This is a genomic window from Streptomyces sp. NPDC048337, from assembly GCF_043201175.1.
Taxonomy (GTDB): Bacteria; Actinomycetota; Actinomycetes; order Streptomycetales; family Streptomycetaceae; genus Streptomyces.
Window position 1 is genome coordinate 506,514 of record NZ_JBICYR010000001.1, and the last position, 21,692, is coordinate 528,205.

A 21,692-nucleotide genomic window follows, 5' to 3' on the forward strand; every position below is an offset into this window, starting at 1 on the left:
CCGACGTCCGTTCGGCGTGGCCGCAGGAGCGGCGATCACCTCAGCGCCCGCCGCCTCGCAGGCCACGACCGCGGAGTCCGAGTCCGGGACATCCAGCATCTCGTCCCGCTCACGCGGAGCCGACGCCGACCGGTGACGGCCGGACGGGGCGTCGACCCCGCAGGGGCGCGATTCGGGAGTACCCGCGCGCGTCCCGGCCCGGTCCGAGCTGGTCGCGCACGGTGCCGCCGTGCCGGCACCCAGCACCAGGAGCCCGACGCCGACGGCACGTATCCGGCGGACGGCAGCAGCGCGGGCACCGCCCGGCCGAATGAGCCCGAAGGGAGCCGCGCCGTTCCCGCTGCGCCGGCCGCTTTGTGTCGCGCGGAGAGACGAAGAGGCCGAAGCAGCGAGCGCTTCGGCCGTCCGCATCGGTCGCCTCCTCACGGGTCTTGCGACGGTACGGCCATGAGCAGGGGTGTCCCGCAGGGCGCGCCACCGGCGCCGGATTCCGGGCTGCGGTCAGAAGCGGCGGATGATGCGCAGGGCGTTGGTGTAATAGCCGCTGGACAGGCCGATGAGGGACTGGGCCGCGAGGTCGCCCATGGTGGGGCCGTCGGGGGTCTTGCGGCTGGAGATGAAGCGGTGGTGTCCGTTGTGGTCCGGGCCGACGTAGATGCCGACATGGTCGATGCCCCGAGGCTTATCGGCGGGGGCATCAGCCTTCTCAGGCTCGGCGTTGAAGTAGAGAGTGTCGCCGATCTGGAGGCCGGTGATCGGCGGCGGCGTCGCATCGTCCGCTGTGCTGTCCTGGCCCGGGCCCGGAGGGGTGGACTGGGCCACGATGACACCTGGTCCCTGCAAGGCCATGTTGTGGCTGGTCCGAGGCAGGTTCTCCCCGGTGAAGTCTTTCTTCACCACCATGGGCATGCCCAAGTGGTAACCGAATACCATGCGCACGAGGCCCGAACAGTCGAGGCTGCCGACCAAGCGGCTGCCCTGGCCGGGCTTGTCGCCGGGCTCCCCGTTGGGGAAGACCCATTCCCGGTCCATGTAGTGGTGGAAGTCGGCCCCGATGTCCAGCCTGCCGGAATCGGGGGCGCTGGCGTCTCTCGGCCCGTAGGTGGCCGTGCCCAGCACGCGTGCGCCGCCGAGGACTGTTGAGGTGATCTTGGGGGCGGACACCAGGAACATGGAGGCGTAGGAGAGCGCGTCGGGCGAGATGTCTGACGCCCAAGCCCGGATCTGCGCGTCCAGCTCCGGGGTCCAGGTCCCGCTGAAGGGCGCTGGCAGGATCCGGACCCAGGTCGAGTGGGTGACCGCAGGGGGCTTGGCCCAACTGCATGACGTCACCTTGAACTCGTCGACGATCGCGTCCACGGGCAAGTTGACGGACCCGACGGAGGCGAGTGCCCGCACCCCGATGTGACCCTTGGTGAAGCGAGCGTCCGTCGCCTCGCCGACCGACTTCGCCGTGGATGGGGCGGCACCGTCACGCCAGGCGGAGGCACGCAGCTTCTGTCCGTCCCGCTCCAGGCGGATCCGCCAACGGTCGGCGGCGGTGAAGCTGGTGGCGAGCAGGACGGAGTCGGACTGCGGGGTGCCGCCCAGTACGGTCACGACACCGTTGTCCTCTTTTTCCAGGATCAGCCGTACTTCGACCTTCGGCGCGGGCGAGACGATGATCCTGGCACGGTAGTGGTTGTTCATGTCCGCGAACCCGCACGTCAGGCCGATCGACAAAGGTGCGCCACTTGGCAGCCCGCTGAAGCCGACGACGGCTGTGACGTCGACGTCCGTGACGTCGTTGTCCACGAGGTAGGCGTAGCGGGTGCGATTGTCGCGCGCCAGCGAGATGCGGCCGGACTGGCCGTCCACCCGGTAGTCGGAATGGAGCGCCGCGTACCCGTCGATGTCCCAGTTGCCGCCGCCGAGGGACGGGCCCCACCCCTTGGGGTCCCCGGATGCGGGCTGCTCTCCGCCCGTGTTGTTCACCTTGCGGTCGAACAGGTCAGTGAACGGCCGCTTCTGCTCGGTGAAGTGCCGCTGCGGTCCGCGTACCGTGACGGTCCGCGCCCCGGTCGTCAGCGTGGCGAGCACCCCGTGCGGGTCCGAGACCTGGAGTCGTGCCGGTTCACCGGGGAGGACCTTGGTGGTGAGGACGGCTTCCTTGAACTGCGGATACCAGACCTGCTCGGTCAGGGAGGCCATGCCGGGTATGCGGGCGTCGGAGGCCGCTGCTTCTTGTACGGTCTGCGCGACTCCCCGGGCCGCCGCCGGCTGCGTGGCGGTCGCCGCCCGCGCGGAGCCGGTGGAGGAGAACAGCGGAGCGGCGACGGTGGCCGAGGCCATGGCGGCCAGGGCAGAACGGCGGCTGAGAGATGACACGAGTGGGAACTCCTTATGGTGACAGGCACGTCACCTTAAGCCTGCAAGCCGTCGCATCGTCACCTCCGCTCGGGGCACTCACAGGGCACGCCAAGGCGTCGTCTCGCATCAACGGTCTTCTTCGCGTAGTTGATGATGATTGCGGACAGGCGTCGCACGTGGTTGGGGGCCTGCGGATTCCGGGAGCCGGCAGGTGGTTCCCTCGGTGAACGCCACCTGGTGGCACCGCCGCCGGACAACTTCATGCACCGCGTTCCCGGCGGCTGCCGGGAACGCGGAGGCGGGTCGGGAACCACCGCTGCGCTGTCAGTGGGTCAGTGCGTCTTTGTAATAGAGGTCGAACCGGCGCGTGCCGTCTGCAGCGTTGTCCGTGATGCCGAAGCACAGACGGAGCCCCGCGGGACCGGTGTAGACGGCCATTCCCTCCGGCTCGCGTGGGTCGGCGTTGCCGTCGGCAGCGGAGTAGGTGCGTTGCACGTAGCCCGTCGTGGGGTCGTTTTCGGTGCCGTTCAGGTCGATCGACGTGGTGTGGATGGCGTAAAGGTCTTCGCCGGCGAGTGGTGCCGAGGCACTGCCGGTGCGGCGTGAGCCGTCGAGCATGTAGACGTACTGTCCGTAGGACGTGAAACCCTGGAACGTTGCAGGCTTACTGGTGTCCTTGCCGTCGGCGTCTGCCTGGTAGACAAGCGGCTGCCGGATCTTGGCCAGAGGTGTTGCGGGCAAGTCCTTCCCGTGGATGGCGGCCTCCCGTGCAGTGGCCAGCTTGTAGGCGGCGAACCAGAAGGAGCCGCCGGCCAGATAGCGCAGGACGAGGTTGCCGAAAGCGGTGTCAACACACGGGGAGATCTGCACGGCACCGGTCTCCGGGGGCGCGAGCCGCTGGACCAGGGGGTGGCTGGTCCACAGCACGGTGCCGGCGGCGAACGGGAACCGGGCGATTTCTCGCCCGTAGCCCTGGGTGTCGGCGCTTGCCTCGGTCCAGACGTAGGCGGGCGTGTCCGCGTTCGCCGGCTCGATGCCGAGTGACACGCCGTGCCCGAAGCCGAGCAGGTACATGGAGCCGAGTACCTCGCCGTTGGCGATGTCGTGCTGGGTCAGGCACAGGTCGCCGGCGGCGTCGTGCTGCGGGCCGCTGATCTGAGGGGTGCGCGCGACTTCGTTGCCACCGCGCTGGTAGGTGATGCTGCTCGCGCCCGCCACCTGGAGCGTGTACAGGTGGCCGTTGACCGAGTCGAACGCAATGCTCTGCAGTGTGGTGCTGGCGTCCTGGTTGACGACGTCGCCGAGGCCGGGCCAGCCCTTGGAGGCGCCGCCCATGGCGAACGCCCGCGCCCCGGTCGGGGCATTGGCCGGATTGGTGGTGGTGCTGTCTGCCGTGGCAGAGCCAGGGACGGCCAGGTGGCTGGCTGCGGCAACGGCCACACCCGCACCTGCGGTCATGAGCCGACGGCGCGAGAGATGAGACGGGGATGTCATGTCGTTCCTCATGGATGGGGCCGTCAGGCGCCGGTGGGGGGCGCGGGCTTCGCCAGCCCGAGCTCGTGCACGTCAATGGCCTCGCGGACGGCGTTCGTAAAGCCGTTCCAGAAGTGGGCCTCATTCTTGGTTGTGACCCCATTGCCGGTACCCGCGGTGGCCCGCCGGTTCTCCCCGCCGTCGAACGTGCCGAACATCGCCCGTCGGAGTTCGGTGGATATCTCCAGCTGGGCGCCGGCTCCGGTGCGGGTGCGGTTCACGAAGTTTCGGTCGTCATCGCCGTTGAGCTTGGAGTCGCCCGCCGCCATGGTCACTTGGACGGACAGATCGCCGTTGTCGGTGCGGAGCTTGAGCCCGTACTTGTCGAAGGCCCAGGCCAGGTTGGCCATCAGCCGTCGGTCACGGCCGCCGATGAGGATCTGGTTCTTCGGTCCCTCCTTGGGGCTGAACCCGTGGAGGGAGACGGCGTACAGGTTGTTGGCGCAAACGGCCAAGGCCGCCGGGTCGTCACAGTGGGTGGAGGTGACGTGGAGCGCGTCATCGTTGATGAGCGACTCGAACATCCAGTAGTCCCGCTGTACGAGGCCGGCCACGGCAGCGGGCATGGCGGAGCCCGGGCCCTCCCTGTGAGAGTAGCCGGCGATGGCCAGGCACAGTTCACTCGTGCCCGCTTCGATGCCACCACCGTGCGGGGCGAGGATCGCCGTGCTGCGGACGGCAATGCTGGACGGCCTCAGATTGTCACCGAAGTCGGGCCGGGGACTGCACCGGAAGCGACGCATCCAGGCAGTCCCCTCCTGGAAGTCACTGCTGGTGTAGAGGTCGGTGTTTGAGGCGAAACGCTCTATGACGGGAGAGGCGGTGGTGCCCTCGTCCGCTGCGGCGGTACTGCCGTTTCCGGCCAGGTCATTGAGGAGGGGCAGGCTGGCGATGGTGGCCGCCGCTGAAGTCAGCACACTACGCCGACTGGTGAATGTCATGCAGTGATCATCACCGATGAAGCAGCCATGGGAAAACGAGCGGGGCTGGCGGTCCGAAGGCCTTGTGGTCACCACCCGCAGGCACCGGGTATCGGATTCCTCCACAAACACGCAGATGGGAGGTGTGGCTCGCAGGATCTGCGTGCTACTGCGGGAATCTCACGCAACGAGGTGAAGCCCCGAACAAGCGTGGCTGACCTGCTGACCTGGTACGACGAGGCTCAGGTGGCGCTGAGTCGAACCGCGTGACCCTCCACTGGCAAGACCCCGGCGCAGGCGCGGCGGGCGACCGTGCTGGGCTGGCCCATCGAGCGCGACCGCTCGCCCAAGACCGCAAGGCCAAGGAGCGTACGCCCTTGCCGGCCTTCGACCTGGCGTTCCGGGGCCCCCGCCGACGGCACACATCGCGTGGGCGCTCATGAGCGATGAGACACGACTGGTGCTGGAGTTACGCCAGGACAACGCCCGGGACAAGACGCTCGCGTGGCTCGAGGAGGCGGTCGTACGGTTCCGCTGGGGGAGCGGCGGCAAGCACCGCAAGCCGATCCGGAACGGGTTGATCGTCGCGGTGTTCCGGCACTATGAGTCTCACGCCGTAGATGCGAGGCCGCTGCTTCACGATCACGCGGTGGTGGCCATCCGTGCACGGCGGCCGGACGGGACGTGGGGGAACCTGTGGGCGGACTCCCTTCTGGCGAACATCGTCGCGGCTGACACCCTCTACACCCTGCTCTTCATGGAGGAGGTGTCGGGGCGGCTCGGGTGGGCGTGGGAGCCGCGAGAGGTGACGCCCGGCCGCAGGCCGGTCATGGAGACCGCCGGGATCGACCAGCGGCGCATCCAGCCCGCGCCGGGCAGGACCACACCCACCGGAGGAGGCGCATGACCGCCACGCCGCGCGCGGACCCGAGGAGGGAAGCCGTCGCCGCCCGGTTGAGGGAAGCTGCCCAGGAGCGCGCCGAGGCGTACGGGCCGCCGCCGGCCTGGCAGCGGCCCCCGGAAGCCGAAGTCCATCCGGGCGAGGAAGGCGGAGCTGGCCAAGCAGCGCAAGCGGCTCAGGGCGGCCGGGATACGCCGGTTCTACGGCGGGCAGTCGCGTCGGCCCCGGCCCCGGCAGAACCACATCGGCCGCGCCGCCGCGCGCTGCGACGCGCGCGCTCTGTCCCGGATGCGGCACTCGAACGCTTGGCTGTGGTGACGATATCGGGCATCGTCCATTCGACCCCGTGATCGTCACCGGCTGCACCGCCAGCCGCACCCACAAGCTCATCCCAGGCGAGAAGGACGCCAACCGGGTCCTCGCCGTGGGACGTGCACCGGTCGAACAAAATTTCGCCTACCTCAAGAACTGGCGGACCCTCACCAAGCTCCGCACCGATCCCGCCCGCGCCACCCAACTCCTCCGCGCTCTGCTCGTCCTGACGAACCTCGAAGTCAACCGCTGACGGACGGTCTTCTCCGCAGACTCCCGCCCACGACCAGCGCGAGCGCCCGGAGGTCCGGTCACACCAGCCCTTTGACCTCCAACTTCAAGTTGGCGGAGGCTCACTGCACCGTGATGCCCGGTGAGGTACACCGTCCGGCGGTGGTGCCCACCCGATGCGAGCGGTGCGCACTACACGATGGAAGGGTGCAGCGGGTGTGCACCGGCCGGTGTGGGGTGGGCATCGAGGGCCTGCCCCACGCCAGCCGCCTCCAGCTGGCGCAGGGCATCGGCGACGTCCTCGTGGTCCTCGGTGAGGAACTGCGCGGCGAAGTCGATGACGGCACGGGCGATACCCTCCGCCGAGTCCGGACCGGCCGCGCCCAGTACCGCAGGGAGGTCACCAGGACCCGCCCGAGGGCCTCCAGGGCGAAGGTCTCTGCGCACGGCTCGCCAGCCTCCGGGCCGGGCAGGGCGGTGATGGGGACGACGATCCGCTTGAGGATGTCGACGAGCAGCTGGGGCATCCGCGGTGGGGCGTCGGCGAATGCGCGGGCGGCTTCGATGTACGCCCGCCTTCAACCAGGCGGTCAAGGAGCTCACGTACACGCCATGGGTCGAAGAGGTCGGCCAGGCCTTTTACGACCAGAACAGCAGGGGCACCCCCGACGTGGCGGTCAACGGTACAAAGCTCTCCGTCAACTCCGGCGAGGGCATCGACCGATCACCCCGGACGAGTTCAAGAAGCTGAGGGCCGAGAACGCGAAGTGGCGGGCTCCGCTCCCGGGGGTTCGGCTGCCGGGCACCGAACGGGATGTGTGAGACTTCCCTCGAATGATCATTCGGGGGGAGTTTCACGTTGAACGCGTTCTTGAAGAGGGTGTGGATCGGACTGGCCGCGTCTTTGATCGTGAGTCTGGCCGCCGTGGTCCTGCCGGACCAGGTACAGATCGATGACGACGGGCGCGTGCACCTGGGCGCGCCCTTGTCCAAGCCGTCCGGATCCGCGTCGGTGCCCGCGCCGGAGCCTGAACCCACGTCGCCGCCCCTCACCCGGGACGAGGTGGACGCCGTGATCCGGACGGCGGTCCGCGCGGCGGGCCTCGACCCGGAGCAGGGCAAGCCGACGGTCCCGGCCGGATCCAACCTGAACAGGACGGGCTGGATGGCCGTGCGGGAGAAGGCCGCCGCACAGTCCGAAATGAAGGCGATCTGTGCGGACTTGGAGCGCCAGGGCTGGGTGCTGAACCCGAACGGCGACAGCGCCGACGCCTCCCGCAGCTACAAGCGCGGCGGCTGGTACCTGCTGGTGAGCACGCGCGGGAAGACCCAGGCACCGTCCAACACCCTGAGCGACTCGCAGACCTACCTGACTATGACCGGCCTCCAGCTCAACCTGTCCGACATACCGCTCCCCGAGATCACCGTCCACATGCGCTGACGACTCACAGCAGAGCCCACGCCGTTTACCGTCGTGCGATCTCTCGGTTTGGCTCCGGTACGGCGGCCGCCCGGTGGCACTGGGTGCAGCGCATCCGTCAACAAGCCCCTGCCTTCTGCCCTGCCGTAGCCAGCAGGTCCCCTTCCCCAGGGATGCCCACCCGGCTCGAACCACCAAACGAGCAGCGCGTTCACGAAGAGAGCGCGGAGAGCGCACGGCGCACACGTCGGTCTCATCCGTGCCACCGCCCAATAGCGAGCGCCCCGAGCGCGCTTCGATGCCACTACGCGCCCACTTGCCATGCCTGCAAACTGCGATCTCTCGGTTTCGTGTCAGTGCGGCACCTGCACGAAGACCGCCCCGTGACAGTGGAATCACTCCGATCTCTCACATCCATGACAGTGAGCCCTGCCCCGAAACCAGACACTGACCAGCACCAACGCACAAACCCTCGCTGTCTCTCAGAAGGCTTCCGCTTTCCGAACGTAGTCGCTGAGCTTCTGCTGGTCAGGCATGGTTCTGGCTGCTCGGTGGCAGAGACGGCGCATCGTGTGGTCTGTCTGGTGGAGATGCCTGGGTGCCGTCGGTGTTGGGACTGCTGGAAGCCCGGGAGAAGAGTGTCCGGGAAGAGGTGGCGTGGTTGCGGGAGGAGGCCGAGCGGGTGCAAGCCGCGCTCGGCGTGGCGGAACGTGCTCTGTGGCGGTTGGAGCTGGCGCGGGTGACGGTCGCCGAAGTGCCGGCCGAGGAGTCGTCGGCCGGGGCGGCGGGGACGGTGCGGGCCGCGGTGGCGGGCTCGGTCGTGCCGCAGCGGGCCGAGGGCGTGGGTGTGGAAGTACTCGCGCCGGAATACCAGCAGATCCTGGCGGTGCTCGCCGCACCGGAAGCCGTCGGCGGGATCCGGGCGAAGCAGATCGCGGTGCAGTTGGGGTGGCAGACGACTCCGGCGAGGGTGGAGGGATTGCGCCCGCGAGTGAAACGGCTGATGGCCCTTCCTGAGCTGTAGCCGCTCGCTGAAGGACGCGCCCCTTGCCCACGGTGCCGAGCAGACCGTGCTATTCGCGGAACCCAGGCCCGGCCTCGTCCAGCCAGCCCTCTTCGCATAGCCTGCGGCCATGACGACAGGCCAGTTACCGGACCACTGTTGCGACCACTGCGGACACCAGCGCGGGCACCACTCGGCTATCCCCGGTGGCAAATGCAAGGGCAGCCTTGCCTGCGGCTGCCGTCGAAGCCGGGCAAGCATGCCCGCCCCACCCCGCCCCGCCGATGAACCGGACGAGCCCGCCCAACCGCCGTGCGACAAATGCAGGTCGCCGTTCGGCCAATGCCGGTGCGACTCGTGGTGGGCGCGGGAGCAGGAGCCGTACGGTTCCTGTGGTGGTTGCGGAGGTTGAGCTCCGGCGCTACCAGGCCGCCCCGCGGGTGCGGAGCCGGTCCGAGACGACCTCTGCCTTCTCGCTGCCGATCCCGAGCACGACCCTCGCCGCCCGCCCGCGCGCGCTGGTAGGTCGGGTCTGTACTGACGGTGGCTGTTCGCGCGACTCAGAACACCCGATGTCAGTCCCGCCCGTCCTGTTCGGATAGGCCCTCAGGACGCAATCCATGGGGCACCGTCAGCAAGCCGAGGGACTGGGCTCGGACGACCGCGCTCGTGCGGTCGGGGGTCCCGAGCTTGCGGCGGAGGTTCTCCGCGTGCTTGTCGACCGTCCGTGCGGTGATACCGAGCCTGCGTGCGATGGCGCCCCCTGTGAGCCCGTCCTGCCACAGGATGAGGACCTGAGTCTCCCGCGGCGTGAGGCGCGTCCCTGCCCCGCTCTCCGCCGACAGGTGCGGCGGACGACGCAGGAGGTGCAGGCCGCTGAGCACCGTACCCAGTTCCTTCGCCATGCCCAGGTCGAGATCGGTGAAGGGGGTCACTGCACGCATGACGGCGATCCCGCAGACCAGGCCCGGGCTTCCCGTCACCCGGATGACCAGCTGTTCGCCCATCCCTCCGTGCTCGCGAAGGTATGCGAAGGAGGGCGACCCTCGCCATTCCCGGCGTGAGGTGAGTTCGCTCGAGTTCACCGCTGGTTCATCCCCTCCCCGTTGGTAATACCGCACGGCAGGATGGCCGGAGAGGAACGCGTGGAACTCCGAGGGCACCTCCACACAGAGAGCCACCAGCTCAGCCGGATGGCCGCCCACCTGCCGGCTCTGCCCGGTACGCAGATCGATCAGGCAGCTGTCGACCGCGTCGGCCTGAAACAGCCCGGCAAGGTCGGCGTCCGCCAGGGTTCCAGGAAACTCCGACTGCTCGCAGGTGATCGCGCGCGAGGCTACCGCCCAGAGCTGACGGTAGTCGCTCAGTGAGAAACGAGCCACGCTTCTATTTTCCGGCCATGGAACCCAGCCCGCGAGCGGTGGGTATACGCAATTTCCCCACCTGTCGGGAGCAGCGGGGACGGGCCTACGGTCGAAGCAACGAATCGATCCAGACCCCGGGACGGAAAGGACGTTCAGTAATGTCGAGAGATGGAATCCAAGCCCGGAACAACCAGGGCGCGCAGATCATGAAGAGCCCGTACGCACTGGACGTCGGGGGTGAACTGCATGTGGCGGCCGACGTCACCAACGCCATCACGGCGGAGAGCCAGGACAGCGTGGGGCTGCTTGTGATCAGCGAACGTGACGACGCCATCCGGGCGGTGTCCGGCACCAATGACAAGGCCGCCGTCGACGCTTTCGGGGGCCGGGGCATTGGCGTCCGCGCCTTCGGCGAGACCGCCCCCCTCCAGCTGAGCCCCAGTGGTGCAGATCCGGGGCCGCCTACCAGCGGCGACCACGAGGCGGGGATGCTTTACCTGGACTTCCAGGCCGATCTCTACCTGTGCAAGGCGAGCGGCAACCCAGGCGTCTGGAAGTTCCTCGGCTGAAGCGGCCACCCAAGACCGCACAACACGCCGGGCGTCAGGCTGGCCGCGCAGAAGACTGCGAGGCCAGCCTGATGCCGTCAACCACCTACAGGCCTTCGGCATAGGGCGCGGACGCTAGCCTCGGCGCCGCTGCCGCCCCCGTTCGGCGTGCCGCGAACCACATTACGCACCCCCCTTGCCTGGAGGCGCAGCCAGCTATTCCCCTCGCATGGCAAGAATCCAAGTATCGACTAGGAGTGCGGGCATGTTTCACAGATATAGAGCCCTTTCCCACCGTGAGGTTGGAAAGGGCTCACGGAGCACCACCGGTTGGCGATGGGTGGCACCGGCGACGCGGGGCAATTCTTGACCGGAGCGCGAACGCCCCGTGACCTCGGCGGCGGACCGATGTCACGGGGTGCCCTTGAAACGGTCGTCCGGACGGTTCCGGCTACCGACTGAGCGACTTGAGCGCCGCCGCGTCGTACGGCTTCAGCTCGTCGAAGCGGTTGCCGAGGACCTTCGCCGCCCACTGCGGGTCCTGGAGCAGCGCGCGGCCGACGGCGACCATGTCGAACTCGTCGCGTTCCATGCGGTCCAGGAGGTTGTCGATGTCGCCGAGCGCCGCACCCTCGCCGGCGAAGGCGCGGAGGAAGTCGCCGTCGAGGCCGACCGAACCGACGGTGATGGTCGGCCGGCCGGTGAGCTTCTTGGTCCAGCCCGCCAGGTTCAGGTCCGAGCCCTCGAACTCCGGGAGCCAGTAGCGCCGGGTGGAGGCGTGGAACGCGTCGACGCCCGCCGCCGCGAGCGGGGCCAGGATCGCCTCCAGCTCCTGCGGGGTCTGCGCGAGCCGGGCGTCGTAGGCCTCCTGCTTCCACTGCGAGTAGCGGAAGATCACCGGGAAGTCGGCCGGGACGCGCTCGCGGACCGCGGCCACGATCTCCGCGGCGAACTTCGTACGGGCCACCGCGTTGCCGCCGTAGGTGTCGGTGCGGCGGTTGGTCCGCTCCCACAGGAACTGGTCGAGGAGGTAGCCGTGAGCGCCGTGCAGTTCGACCCCGTCGAAGCCGATCCGTTCGGCCTCCACGGCGGCGTCGGCGAACGCGCCGATGACGTCGTCGAGGTCGGCGCGGGTCATCGCCCTGCCGGTCCCCTCGGTGCCGTCGACGCGGATGCCGGAGGGGCCGACGGCGGGCGCGTCGGCGTACGGTGCCTCGCCGTGCTTGCGCACCATGCCGACGTGCCACAGCTGGGGCACGATCGTGCCGCCCGCCTCGTGCACGGCCGCGGCGACCTTCGCCCACCCCGCCAGCTGGTCCTCGCCGTGGAACCGCGGTACACGGTCGCTCTGCCCGGCGGACTCGTGACCGACGTAGGTGCCCTCGGTGACGATCAAGCCCACACCCGCGGCGGCTCGGCTGGCGTAGTACGCCCGCACGTCCTCGCCGGGCACGCCGCCGGGGGAGAACATCCGCGTCATCGGAGCCATCGCGATGCGGTTGGGGACGGTCAGGCCGTTCAGCGTGACGGGCCGGGACAGGATCTCGGCCGCGCGGGAGGCGGTGGACGGGGTGACGGTCATGCGGTCCTCCGGGTTGAGGCGGTGGCTCGTCGGGGTGACAACGAGAAGTGCATAGTACACATGATATGTATCATGCATAGTGCGGTCGGGGTCGTCGTGCGGCGCCGCCCGCAGGCCGAGCCGTGCAGGGGCCGCCGGTCCGCCGGGTTCACAGGTCCGCGATAATGGAGCGCCGGAAGGAGCGGGAGGCGAAGTGCTGGAGAAACTGGAGCGGGAGCTGATGCTGCTCTCGCGGCACCAGGTGCTTGCCCGGCGCGAGCGCGACCCCGAACGCCTGGAGCGGTCGGCGTACCTGCTGCTCAGCCGGATCGACACACAAGGCCCCATGTCCATCGGACAGTTGGCAGAAGCCTTCGGGCTCGACACCTCCACCGTGAACCGCCAGACGGCCGCACTGCTGCGCTGCGGACTGGCCGAGCGCGTCGCAGACCCGGACGGCGGCATGGCCCGCAAGCTGCGCATCACCGTTGAAGGCGGGCGCCGGCTCGCCGAAGACCGTGAGGTCAACCGGTCCTGCCTGGCCCGGGTGGTCGCCGACTGGTCCCCTGAGGAAGTACGAGAGCTGGAGGACGCCCTGGTCCGGCTCAACCGCAGCGCCGAGGCCCTCGAAGGACGGTACTGGCCGCGCACGGAGGAAGACGACACCCACGCCGCATGCCACCAGCCCAGCCACCGCGACCGGGCCTGACCATCGCCACATCACGTGGGCCGACCCGGTGAAGTTGGGTTGATCACCAGTCGGGCGGTGGCCGTGGGGAGCGGAGCCTGGTCGAACCGGGTGCATGGTTCCTACGGTTTCCCGCTGATGTGCCCAGCGGTGGCGGAAGCGTTGCTCTCCAGCTGAGGGTCCGTCGGTTCGCCCGCGAGAACTCGGACTGCGCACGCCGCACCTTCGTCGAGCAGATAGCCGGCCTGACACGCCGGCACGGTCAGCGGACCGAGCGGCTGCGCTCCACCCTGGCCGCAGTCGGCTTGGCCCTCGCGGGCCGGGCTGGGGCCCGCATCGTCCGCATTCTCGGGGTGTCCGTCAGCCGCAGCACCGTGCTCCGGCTGGTGGACGATCTTCCCGAACCAGAGATCCCCGCGCCGCGGGTGGTCGGCGTCGACGCGTACGCCACCCGCAAGGGCCGCCACTACGGCACCGTCCTCACCGACATCGAGACCCGACGCCCCATCGATCTGTCGCCGGACCGGGAGGCGTCCAGCCTGGCGGCCTGGCTCGCCGACCGGCCCGGCGTAGAGGTCATCTGCCGCGACCAGGCGCCGTTCTTCGCCGAAGGCGCTCCGCCGGCGCCCAGCAGGCCATTCAGGTTGCAGACCGGTGGCACCTCTGGCACAACCTGAGCCGGCGCACCGGGCAACTCCAAGATCCCCGACAGAGTCAAGCTGAGGGGAAGGGCGTCGAGTGCACGGAGGGTGGGGCCGGCTGTCCAGGTGAGGGCGCGCGGTGGGGTGCCGAGGCGCAGGCCCGGGTGTTCGCACAGCAGGACCCGCAGCGCGGTGCTCAGTTGGAGGGACGCGCCAAGTTGCTGCTCCCTTGTGAGGGCAGGAGAAGCCGTAGGTGATGCATGGTTCCCTCACAGGAGAACGAAGGTTGATCGGTCGTCATTCCTGGTGCGAGGTGTCAGGTGCGGAAGGCGTCGGCGTGCGCGGCGGCCCACTGGGCGAAGGTCCGTGGCGGCCGGCCGACGACCTCTTCGACCGTTGACGTCAGCTCGGCCACTGTCTCAGGGACCGTTGCCCACATGCGCAGCATGAACTCGATGCCTTCCTCGGGCCATCCTTGCGACCGCCACTGTGCGCGTGCTTGGTCGTCGGTCAGAGCGGTGAAACGGATGTCTCGGCCGGTCGCCGCCGAGATGGCGGACACCTTGTCGGCCGGGGTGAGTGCCTCTGGCCCCGATACGACGAGCCGCCTGCCTGCCTGCCCGCCCGTCATCAGAACGGTTGCGACGACGTCGGCGACGTCCCTCTCGTCGACCGAGGCGGTCCTGCGCTGTGCGTACGGCTCGCGCACGTGCGCCGTGTTGCGGATGGCTTCGGCCCACCCCAATGCGTTGGCCATGTAGTCGACCGGCCAGATGAACGTCCACTCCAGGCCGCTGTCACGCACGGCTCGTTCGAGCTCTCCGTCTTCCCCAGCCGACAGGACCGTCAGCCGCTGTACGCCCGCCCGTGCGGCCATCGCCATGATCTGCGGCCCGGTCCGCAGCGGGAGGTGGTCCGGCCCGCTGGCGCCCAGCAGGTGTACGGCGGACACGTCTGCCAGAGCCGCCGTCAGCGTCTGTGGCTGCGTGAGGTCGCCGCCGACCACTTCGATACCGCCGGGCAGGCCGGTGGCCCCGGCCGGATCGCGTGTGAGCGCGCGAACCGTCTCCCCGGCTTCCTGAAGCCGTTGCACCACATGGCGCCCCAGAGTTCCCGTCGCGCCGGTCACCAGAATCGTCACGTCGCTGCCTCCCTGTCGTCCGGGGTCTGGTTGCGCTGGGCCGGCCCGGGTGATGGAGTGCCGGTGAGGCTTGGGTCGGCACTCGTATCACCCACCTCGTGCCCGCTCGTCAGGCCGATGGCTCGTTGGCTCTCAAGCATGGCGGCCGCCGCGGCGGGACTCTGGGACCGGTTCAGCACTGCTGCCGCGGACAGCACCGCTGGGGCCGCCGCAAGCACGAAGCACCAGGACAGGGGCAGGCGGCCCACCAGCCACCCTGTGGCGGCCGTGGCCCCCGCGGAACCGGCATTGAAAGCGGTGTTGACCCAAGCGCCCGCTTGGGTGCGGGCAGCGGGGCTTACGGACTGGTCGGCGACAAGATAGGAAGTCGATATGGCTGGCGCGATGAACAGCCCGCCGACTCCTACCCATGCAATGAGGACATAGGGATGCGGTGAAAGCCCTGTCACAGCCAGGGTCAGGCCCAGCGCTGCGGCAAGGAGCGAAAGCCGCAGCCTGTTTGAGACGCGCCATGGGACGGCGCCGTAGAGCAGGCCGCCGATGGCGCTGCCGGCCGACAGCGCGGCCAAGGCCCAGGCCGCTGCACCAGGACGGTGGTGCTCGTCAGTGAAGGCGATCACGAGCAGGTCCAGGGCGCCGAGACACATGCCCATACCGACGGAGACGACGATCGCCTGACGCAGCCCGGAGTCGCCTTGCAATGGCAGCCGGAGCCATGAGGAGGGTCTCGGGCCGGACATGGACCCTTCGGCTGGGGCGGAGGACTTGACACGACTCACCTCGCCGCGCACCAGAGGCGTTGAGGCCAGGGCAAGGGAGCCGGTCAGTACGAGTACGGCGCACATCGCAAGACCGACCGATGGCGCGGTGACCCTCATCAGCAGGCCTACAAACAGCGGCCCGATGACCAAGAGGAGTTCTTCGGCGACGGCATCCAGGCTGTAGGCACGTTGTAGTAGCCGACGGTCAGGAACCAACTGCCTCCACAGCGTCCGCATCACCGGACCAAGGGGCGGTGCAGTGGCACCAGCGGCCATCGCTTGGACCCCCAGCAGGAACCCTGAAGTCCCGCTTCGCGAGGTTGTGAAGGCCAACCCGGCCAACAGCATCGCGTAGGTGGTTGCCATCGGAGGCAGCACGCGGCGCGCACCGTACCGGTCAATCAGAGCAGCCCGGGTCGGCGAGAGAAAGACACAGGTCAGCCAGAACATCGCCATCACTGTGCCGGCCGCGGCATAGGAGTCGGTCGCCTTCTTGACTGCCAGCACCCCGGACAGAGACAGCATGCCGTAGGACAGTCGGCCCAACAGCGCCGCGCCAAATGTGCGACACGCGTGCGGAGTCCGCAGGACAGCTGCATACGACGGCATCAGGGTAGTCGAATACATGATCATGTTCCTGGGAGAGACGGCGCCACTGACAGGGCGCTCGAACGTGCATGGACAGCGGGGACCGCGGCCTGTGGGCGCGATCAGCGCTGACTCCTATGCACGGAAGAGGAACATGTGGGCCAACATAGCAAACTCCTTGGGCTGTTGAGATCGACGCCCTGCTTCAGGCCAGCGTCGAGCGCGGCAGCATCCACGTCGACACCGCGAGCGGTGCGAAGGCGTCCCGCCACGGCACACTTCGAACGACGCTCCCTGCCGGCTGATGGCTACGCCTGGACGACCGAGAGGCGCCGCCGGTACGCCAACGACATCACCCTGGTCGCCGTCTCCGCCCGTTCCAACGGCGTCCAGTCGCTCCCTGCCGTGGAAGCTGCGCCTCGGCGGGCATCGAGCTGCGCGTGCTCGATGCCCTTACCTGACCATCCCCCTCGCTCACGCCGGAGCCGGCAGGGCCACGAGTGCGAGCTTGGCCGGGTCGGTGACGGCCGTGATGTGGGTGATCCGGCCGTTGGTGACGGTGAACGCGAGGAGTGAGAGCGGGGAGCCGTCCGCGTGCCAGGAGATGACGCCGGGGGAGCCGTTGACGAGTACCGCCCGTCCCAGCGTGGCCGCACTGGCGGCCACCCGCGCGCCGGCGGCGACTTTGGTGGCGCCGAGGACGACGATCTCCCCGGCTGGGGTGTCGACGGTCAGTCTCACGTCCGGGTCGAGCAGCCGAAGCAGTGCCTCGAAGTCGCCGTCGCGGGCCGCGGCCAGGAAGGCCTGGGCCACCTCCCGTTGCCCTGGTCCAAGCCCAGTCGGCCGTTCGGTCGCCCGTACCTTTCTGCGGGCGCGGCTGGCCAGCATCTTGGCGGCTGCGGGGGACTTGCCGAGGATCGTGCCGATCTCGTCGAACGGCACGGCGAACAGGTCGTGCAGGACGAAGGCCAGCCTCTCGCTCGGCCGGAGCGATTCGAGGACGACGAGGAGTGCGAGCCCGACCGAGTCGGCGAGCACCGCGTCCTCCTCCGGCACGGGGCTGTCGTCGAGCCTCACCACCAACTCGGGCAGACGATCGTGGTAGGCCGCCGTGGGACGTGTCTGGCGCGATCGCAGCACGTCGAGGCTGATCCGTCCGACCACCGTGGTCAGCCAGCCGGCGAGGTTGTCGACCGCCGTGGCGTCCTGGCGGGAGAGCCGCAGCCACGCCTCCTGCACGACGTCCTCGGCGTCGGCGTGCGAGCCGAGCATCCGGTAGGCGACCGCGCGCAGCCGGTCGCGCTGGGACTCGAAGACCTCGGCCATCAGGGCCGGGGCGCTGCTGTCGGACATGTTGTTACCTTCCTCGGATCCGCTCCGTCATGGGTGATGACGGGCCCCGAGGGGCTCGGGTAACAGGTTTCCTCTGCCGGAAGGCAGAGACAGACATGCGGAAGGACGACACGATGCTGACCAATGTCATGTTCGTGACGCTGAAGGTGACCGATCAGGACCGCGCGTTGAGGTTCTACACGGAGCAGCTCGGCCTGGAGAAGCGCATCGACTATCCGGGCCCGGACGGCCGCTTCCTCACCGTGGGCGTCCCCGGAAGTCCGCTCGAGATCATCCTCTGGCCGCACGCCGCGGCTGCGGGGCAGCAGGCCGACGTGCAGTCGGATTCCGTGCCCGGTCCGGTTTTCCTGGAGTCGGACGACCTGTGGGCGGACTTCAAGGTGTTCCGCGAGCGTGGTGTGAGGTTCGATGCGCCGGAACCGGTGGAGTACCCATTCGGGATCCGTATCGAGGCGGTGGATCCGGATGGCAACCGCATCGCGCTGCGTGAGCGCGGCCGGGCAGGCCGGGGCGATGGCTGACCGGTCGAAGCCCCGGCGTGGCCCAAGCGTGCCGGCCACATGACCCGAGGCCGCAGCCATCGCACTGCCTTCGTGGCCGACACGTCCGCCTACACCGGCCTCCCGCCCTTCCGGTCGAGCCGAACCGGCCGGCTCAGGGCCAGTCGACGGCGAAGGCACGCGCGGGGTTCCGCGTGAGGACGTGCTCCACCAGCTCCGCACCCAGGGCGGCCACCAGCCGGGGTCGCACTCGGCGCAGCAGGTACGGCATCCCGGGGCCGCCGTCGACCGACCGCGCCCCGGAGACGACGGTGTCCCCGCCGAGCAGCAGCCGATGCCCGAAGCCCGCATCGGCCAGCGCCTTCACCGCGTCGGGCATCCGCCAGTCCGTGGCGTGATGGGCGGGTGAGGGCCCGTCGAAGGCCAGATAGCAGCCCGCCTCCGCGGCCTGGCGCTGCACCACGCCGTCGGGGGAGCGGTTGAGGTGCCCGAGGATCACCCGGTGAGGTGGGACCTCCAGCTCGTCACACAGCAGGTCGAGTACGTCGAGTGCGCCCGTGCCGTGCTCCAGGTGGACGGCTATGGGCGCGCCGGTCTCGTGGTGGGCCTCGGCCGCGGCGGTCATCGTCCAGCGTGCGTGCGCGTCGAGGGCGTGGAAGCCGCCCGCGACCTTGATGAGCCCGGCGCGGACGCCCGATGCGCCGATGCCTGTGGTCAGTTCGGAGACGAAGACGTCGGCGAGCCCGCCGCGCACCGCGTCGAGGAACTCCGGCTCGTAGTGGGCGGCTTGGTGCAGCCCGGTCGCGCACACCACGTGCACCCCGGCCGCGCGGGACAGGGGAGGCAGGTCCGCGGTCCGCCGTCCCATGCCGTACGGCGTCCACTGGATGACGCTCGCACCGCCCGCGGCGCGGAATGCGGCCAGTTCGGAGCGTGCGGCCGGGACGTCGTCCAGTTCCCGGTCCGGGAGCTTCGGGCTGCGGAGGAAGAGGTGGTCGTGGGCGTCGCATACGCCGAGGTCATCGGGGTGCACGTCTCCGAGGACCGTGCGGACGCGTCCTACCACTGCCGACCGCGCCGCAGTACGTGCCTCCCGGGCGCCGACATGTGCAGCACCTCGAAGACGTCGCCCGAGGCTCTGGGCGCGTGGTGGTCCCAGAGCGAGAAGTGAACCAGCTCCCAGCGGTGCGAGTCGACGGCGGCCGCGGCGAGTACGGTGCCTTCCCGCGAGGCGAGCCGCCCCGCTTCGCGCACCGCGTCCTCCATGAACTCGGACAGCGGCACGGCCTCGGGGACCCGCTGCCGCCGGCGCACCGCGACGACGGCGGGAGAGCCGGCCGCGGCGCCCTCCTCGTAGGCCAGGCCCGTCCACTGCCGCACGTCGGGCCGCCCGAAGTCATTGACGGGCCCCTGGAAGGCGCCTCCCCACAGGAAGGTGTTCATCCCCTCCATGGTGTTCCAGAGGTAGAACGGCGCGTACTGGTTGACCGGCGAAGCGTGTACCCCGCGCTCGCGCATCAGGTACGTCTTGAAGCCGAGGCCGTCCCAGTCGTCGAGGGCGTGCCCGAGGCGGGAAACACGGTCGCGGATGATGTCCATGTCGTAGTCGGCGGGCAGGGTCATCTCGTACTGCATGGCGTGCACCGTGAGCTCCCTTCTCAAGCGGGGTAGTGGCCCACGTGTTCGTGCCACTCGACGGTCGAGCCGTCTTCAGCTGCCTCCACGACGGCGAGATGCGTCATGAAGGTGCCGGGAGCGGCGCCGTGCCAGTGCCGTTCGCCGGGCTCGATCCACACGGTGTCGCCCGCCCGGATCGCCGCGACGTCACCGCCCTCGCGCTGGACCAGTCCCTCGCCCTCCAGGACGTGCAGGACCTGGCCGTGCGGATGGCGGTGCCAGGCTGTGTGCGCGCCGGGGGCGAAATGCACGCTGAACATCCGCAGCCGGGACGGTGACTCCGGGGCGGCCATCTCGTCCAGCCACACGGTGCCCGTGAAGTGCTCCGCCGGGCCCTGCAGGGTGTCGGGTCGCTTTGTCGTGATGTGCATGGCAGAACTCCTCAGGATGCCGGTCGAAGAAGGGAGAGCAGACCGCGTACCCCGGAGTCGAAGGCCGTGGCCGAGCCCGACGCGCGGGCCAGGACGTAGCCCCCCTGCACCGTGGTGAGGACCGTCGCGGCGATCTCCCGCGCGTCGAGGGACCGGGCGAACTGGCCCTGTTCCTGACCCTCTTCGACGATGCGGGCGAGCTGCTCGCGCAGCCAGGCGATCGTCTCGTCCACCGACGCCCGCAGGTCCTCGTTCGCGACCACGTCCGGGTCCATCGTCAAGCGGCCCACGGGGCCGCCGCGCAACACGTCGCGTTCGCGCTCCAGATAGGCCCGGATCCGCTCGTACGGCGTCCCGGCCCCGTCCAGCGCGCTCTGCGCGGAGGCGCGCAACTCCTCGGCCGTGCGGCGGATCGCGGCCAGCGCGAGGTCCGGTTCGCCCTGGAAGTGGTGGTACATGCTGCCCTGGCCCACGCCCGCGCGCTCCAGGTTCGCCTTGGGGCTGGTGCCCACATAGCCGCGTTCCCAGAGCAGTTCGCGGGTGGACTCGATCAGTCGGTCCTGAGTGCTCATGCGAATAATGTACATACTAGTAGGTACAGAAGTCGAGCAGGCAATACCGACTGGACGCGGTGGGGCCGTGTCGTCGTGCTGGGGGGTTACGTGCTGGTCGGCACGCCCGCGTTCACGAGGATGTCGCGGGCGGGCAGGGCGGTGCTCTGTGCCGCGGTGAGCCCGGAGGCCGTGAGGTGGGCGTCGACGATGCGCAGGCCGGCCGCGTATCCGGCCGCGTCGGGCAGCCCGACGGGTTCGCAGCCCATACGGCGGGCGGTGGCGTCGCCGTACACGTACGGGGGCAGGTTCCACATCCCGGCCACGTCGATCGCCGCTGTGACCTTGGCCCGTGCCCGCTCCAGTTCCCGGCCGGACAGCCTCGTCGCCCAAGGCCCCATCGCGTCTTCACCGGCCACCTCGCGTACGAACGCCTCGGCCAGTCCCTCGGCCACTACCTGCTCGCCGACCGTGACGGTGGCCGGGTCCCAGACCACGTTGGCGTAGCGCACGTTGTGGTGGAGCTCGTGCGCGGCGGCGTATCCGATCTTGGCGAGGCTGGTCCCGGTGGGCCACATCGTCAACTGGATCGCCCCTGGTATGCCACCCATTCCGAAATAGCCCCCGTTGCGGACCGTCAGCAACTCGTCGTCCGGGTCACCCAGCGCAAGCACGACGTGCACGGTCTCGGCGGCCTTGATCCCGGGCGCCGCTGCGCTCAGCCGCCTCCACGCCGCGGCGAGGCAGTCCTCCATCCGGCTCCACACCTGGGCGTCCTGCATCTGTCGCAGGGCTGTCAGGTAGCGCGCATCCTCCACGTCGATCCGGAAGCCGCTGCCGGCTTGGTGCATCTGGACCATGTCCAGGTCGCCGATCGCGGACATGGCGTTTTGCAGGGGGCTGAGCATCTCGCGCAGGGCGTCGGGCCGTTCCTCCAGCGGGCGCCGCAGGAGATCGAGCATGGCGGACGCCGTGTCATGGACGATGATCTTCATGACACGGGACGGTAGGGCCTCCCCCTACGTGAGGATCAAGCTGCGGGGATGGTGGCCACCATCCGTTCGGCGTGGACGCGGCACATGCGAACGGAGCGCTTCCGGCACCCGGCCGGCATGGACGGCGGGAGCTGGTGAGAGCCCGGCCACGAGGCCGGTGACCTGGCGCTTCGTGCCGCGGACCGTCGGCGTGCGGAAGCGGAGCGACGGTAGGTGGTCCACGCTGAACGGACCCGGCAGAGCGCTGCCGCCAGAGCGTTCGACGGCAGGACCGCTCTGGTCGA

Annotated in this window: 21 protein-coding genes and 1 pseudogene; 8 read left to right on the top strand and 14 right to left on the bottom strand. The window is 69.4% G+C overall.

Annotated elements, in window-relative coordinates; genetic code table 11:
- Positions 1-501 precede the first annotated feature (501 nt).
- From ACGFYU_RS02545 to ACGFYU_RS02555, 3 genes are all read right to left on the bottom strand, one after another.
- Positions 502-2,367, bottom strand: a complete 1,866-nt coding sequence (locus tag ACGFYU_RS02545; protein WP_393825369.1) for a hypothetical protein — start codon at positions 2,365-2,367, stop codon at positions 502-504.
- Between the two features lie 306 nt (positions 2,368-2,673).
- Entirely contained in the window at positions 2,674-3,789 is a 1,116-nt protein-coding gene (locus tag ACGFYU_RS02550) for a hypothetical protein (RefSeq protein WP_393825370.1), read from the bottom strand.
- 77 nt (positions 3,790-3,866) lie between these two features.
- On the bottom strand, positions 3,867-4,823 hold the full coding sequence (locus tag ACGFYU_RS02555) for a poly-gamma-glutamate hydrolase family protein (protein WP_393825371.1): 957 nt from the start codon (positions 4,821-4,823) through the stop codon (positions 3,867-3,869).
- Positions 4,824-5,081: 258 nt separating this feature from the next.
- Here ACGFYU_RS02555 and mobF point away from each other — a divergent pair.
- Positions 5,082-5,664: pseudogene (gene mobF, locus ACGFYU_RS02560) on the top strand (MobF family relaxase); the annotation flags it as partial.
- 385 nt (positions 5,665-6,049) lie between these two features.
- Positions 6,050-6,268, top strand: coding sequence for a hypothetical protein (locus tag ACGFYU_RS02565; RefSeq protein WP_393825372.1), 219 nt, complete (start codon positions 6,050-6,052; stop codon positions 6,266-6,268).
- A gap of 170 nt (positions 6,269-6,438) precedes the next feature.
- Here ACGFYU_RS02565 and ACGFYU_RS02570 read toward each other — a convergent pair whose 3' ends face one another.
- Positions 6,439-6,693, bottom strand: a complete 255-nt coding sequence (locus ACGFYU_RS02570) for a hypothetical protein (RefSeq protein ID WP_393825373.1) — start codon at positions 6,691-6,693, stop codon at positions 6,439-6,441.
- A gap of 412 nt (positions 6,694-7,105) precedes the next feature.
- Here ACGFYU_RS02570 and ACGFYU_RS02575 point away from each other — a divergent pair, with 412 nt between their 5' ends.
- Together ACGFYU_RS02575 and ACGFYU_RS02580 are read left to right on the top strand one after the other, a co-directional pair.
- Positions 7,106-7,687: a hypothetical protein gene (locus tag ACGFYU_RS02575; RefSeq protein WP_393825374.1), complete on the top strand. Its 582-nt coding sequence runs from the start codon at positions 7,106-7,108 to the stop codon at positions 7,685-7,687.
- A 577-nt stretch (positions 7,688-8,264) separates the two neighbouring features.
- A complete protein-coding gene (locus ACGFYU_RS02580; RefSeq protein ID WP_393825375.1) occupies positions 8,265-8,690 on the top strand; it encodes a hypothetical protein in 426 nt (141 codons plus the stop codon).
- 554 nt (positions 8,691-9,244) lie between these two features.
- Here the strand turns inward: ACGFYU_RS02580 and ACGFYU_RS02585 are convergent.
- The gene (locus tag ACGFYU_RS02585; protein WP_393825376.1) at positions 9,245-10,051 is read right to left on the bottom strand and encodes a response regulator transcription factor; all 807 of its coding nucleotides are present in this window, start codon (positions 10,049-10,051) and stop codon (positions 9,245-9,247) included.
- 140 nt (positions 10,052-10,191) lie between these two features.
- Here ACGFYU_RS02585 and ACGFYU_RS02590 point away from each other — a divergent pair, with 140 nt between their 5' ends.
- A complete protein-coding gene (locus ACGFYU_RS02590; protein WP_393825377.1) occupies positions 10,192-10,602 on the top strand; it encodes a hypothetical protein in 411 nt (136 codons plus the stop codon).
- 430 nt (positions 10,603-11,032) lie between these two features.
- Here the strand turns inward: ACGFYU_RS02590 and ACGFYU_RS02595 are convergent, their stop codons facing one another.
- A complete protein-coding gene (locus ACGFYU_RS02595; RefSeq protein WP_393825463.1) occupies positions 11,033-12,163 on the bottom strand; it encodes an NADH:flavin oxidoreductase in 1,131 nt (376 codons plus the stop codon).
- A 220-nt stretch (positions 12,164-12,383) separates the two neighbouring features.
- Between ACGFYU_RS02595 and ACGFYU_RS02600 the strand changes: the two genes are divergently transcribed.
- Together ACGFYU_RS02600 and ACGFYU_RS02605 are read left to right on the top strand one after the other, a co-directional pair.
- Positions 12,384-12,851 carry a MarR family winged helix-turn-helix transcriptional regulator gene (locus ACGFYU_RS02600; RefSeq protein ID WP_393825464.1) on the top strand — a complete coding sequence of 156 codons (468 nt, stop codon included), beginning with the start codon at positions 12,384-12,386 and terminating at the stop codon, positions 12,849-12,851.
- Between the two features lie 119 nt (positions 12,852-12,970).
- Positions 12,971-13,507: a transposase gene (locus ACGFYU_RS02605; protein WP_393825378.1), complete on the top strand. Its 537-nt coding sequence runs from the start codon at positions 12,971-12,973 to the stop codon at positions 13,505-13,507.
- A gap of 280 nt (positions 13,508-13,787) precedes the next feature.
- Here the strand turns inward: ACGFYU_RS02605 and ACGFYU_RS02610 are convergent, their stop codons facing one another.
- From ACGFYU_RS02610 to ACGFYU_RS02620, 3 genes are all read right to left on the bottom strand, one after another.
- Positions 13,788-14,612, bottom strand: coding sequence for an NAD(P)H-binding protein (locus ACGFYU_RS02610; protein ID WP_393825379.1), 825 nt, complete (start codon positions 14,610-14,612; stop codon positions 13,788-13,790).
- Complete coding sequence (locus ACGFYU_RS02615; protein ID WP_393825380.1) at positions 14,609-16,000, bottom strand: MFS transporter; 1,392 nt, start codon at positions 15,998-16,000, stop codon at positions 14,609-14,611. The genes ACGFYU_RS02610 and ACGFYU_RS02615 overlap by 4 nt, the downstream gene beginning before the upstream one ends.
- Before the next feature lie 435 nt (positions 16,001-16,435).
- Positions 16,436-17,314 carry a sigma-70 family RNA polymerase sigma factor gene (locus ACGFYU_RS02620; RefSeq protein WP_393825381.1) on the bottom strand — a complete coding sequence of 293 codons (879 nt, stop codon included), beginning with the start codon at positions 17,312-17,314 and terminating at the stop codon, positions 16,436-16,438.
- Between the two features lie 95 nt (positions 17,315-17,409).
- Here ACGFYU_RS02620 and ACGFYU_RS02625 point away from each other — a divergent pair, with 95 nt between their 5' ends.
- Positions 17,410-17,835 (top strand): VOC family protein, encoded by a 426-nt coding sequence (locus ACGFYU_RS02625; protein ID WP_393825382.1) that lies wholly within the window; start codon positions 17,410-17,412, stop codon positions 17,833-17,835.
- 133 nt (positions 17,836-17,968) lie between these two features.
- On the opposite strand, the gene ACGFYU_RS02630 is transcribed toward ACGFYU_RS02625, so the two are convergent.
- The 5 genes from ACGFYU_RS02630 to ACGFYU_RS02650 form a co-directional block, all read right to left on the bottom strand.
- Positions 17,969-18,880 (bottom strand): phosphotriesterase, encoded by a 912-nt coding sequence (locus ACGFYU_RS02630; RefSeq protein ID WP_393825383.1) that lies wholly within the window; start codon positions 18,878-18,880, stop codon positions 17,969-17,971.
- The gene (locus tag ACGFYU_RS02635; protein ID WP_393825384.1) at positions 18,874-19,458 is read right to left on the bottom strand and encodes a DUF4865 family protein; all 585 of its coding nucleotides are present in this window, start codon (positions 19,456-19,458) and stop codon (positions 18,874-18,876) included. Before ACGFYU_RS02635 ends, ACGFYU_RS02630 begins: the two co-directional genes overlap by 7 nt.
- Before the next feature lie 14 nt (positions 19,459-19,472).
- Positions 19,473-19,862 carry a cupin domain-containing protein gene (locus tag ACGFYU_RS02640; RefSeq protein ID WP_393825385.1) on the bottom strand — a complete coding sequence of 130 codons (390 nt, stop codon included), beginning with the start codon at positions 19,860-19,862 and terminating at the stop codon, positions 19,473-19,475.
- A gap of 11 nt (positions 19,863-19,873) precedes the next feature.
- Positions 19,874-20,449, bottom strand: coding sequence for a TetR/AcrR family transcriptional regulator (locus ACGFYU_RS02645; protein WP_393825386.1), 576 nt, complete (start codon positions 20,447-20,449; stop codon positions 19,874-19,876).
- 71 nt (positions 20,450-20,520) lie between these two features.
- Positions 20,521-21,408, bottom strand: coding sequence for a DUF2268 domain-containing protein (locus ACGFYU_RS02650; protein WP_393825387.1), 888 nt, complete (start codon positions 21,406-21,408; stop codon positions 20,521-20,523).
- Positions 21,409-21,692 lie beyond the last annotated feature (284 nt).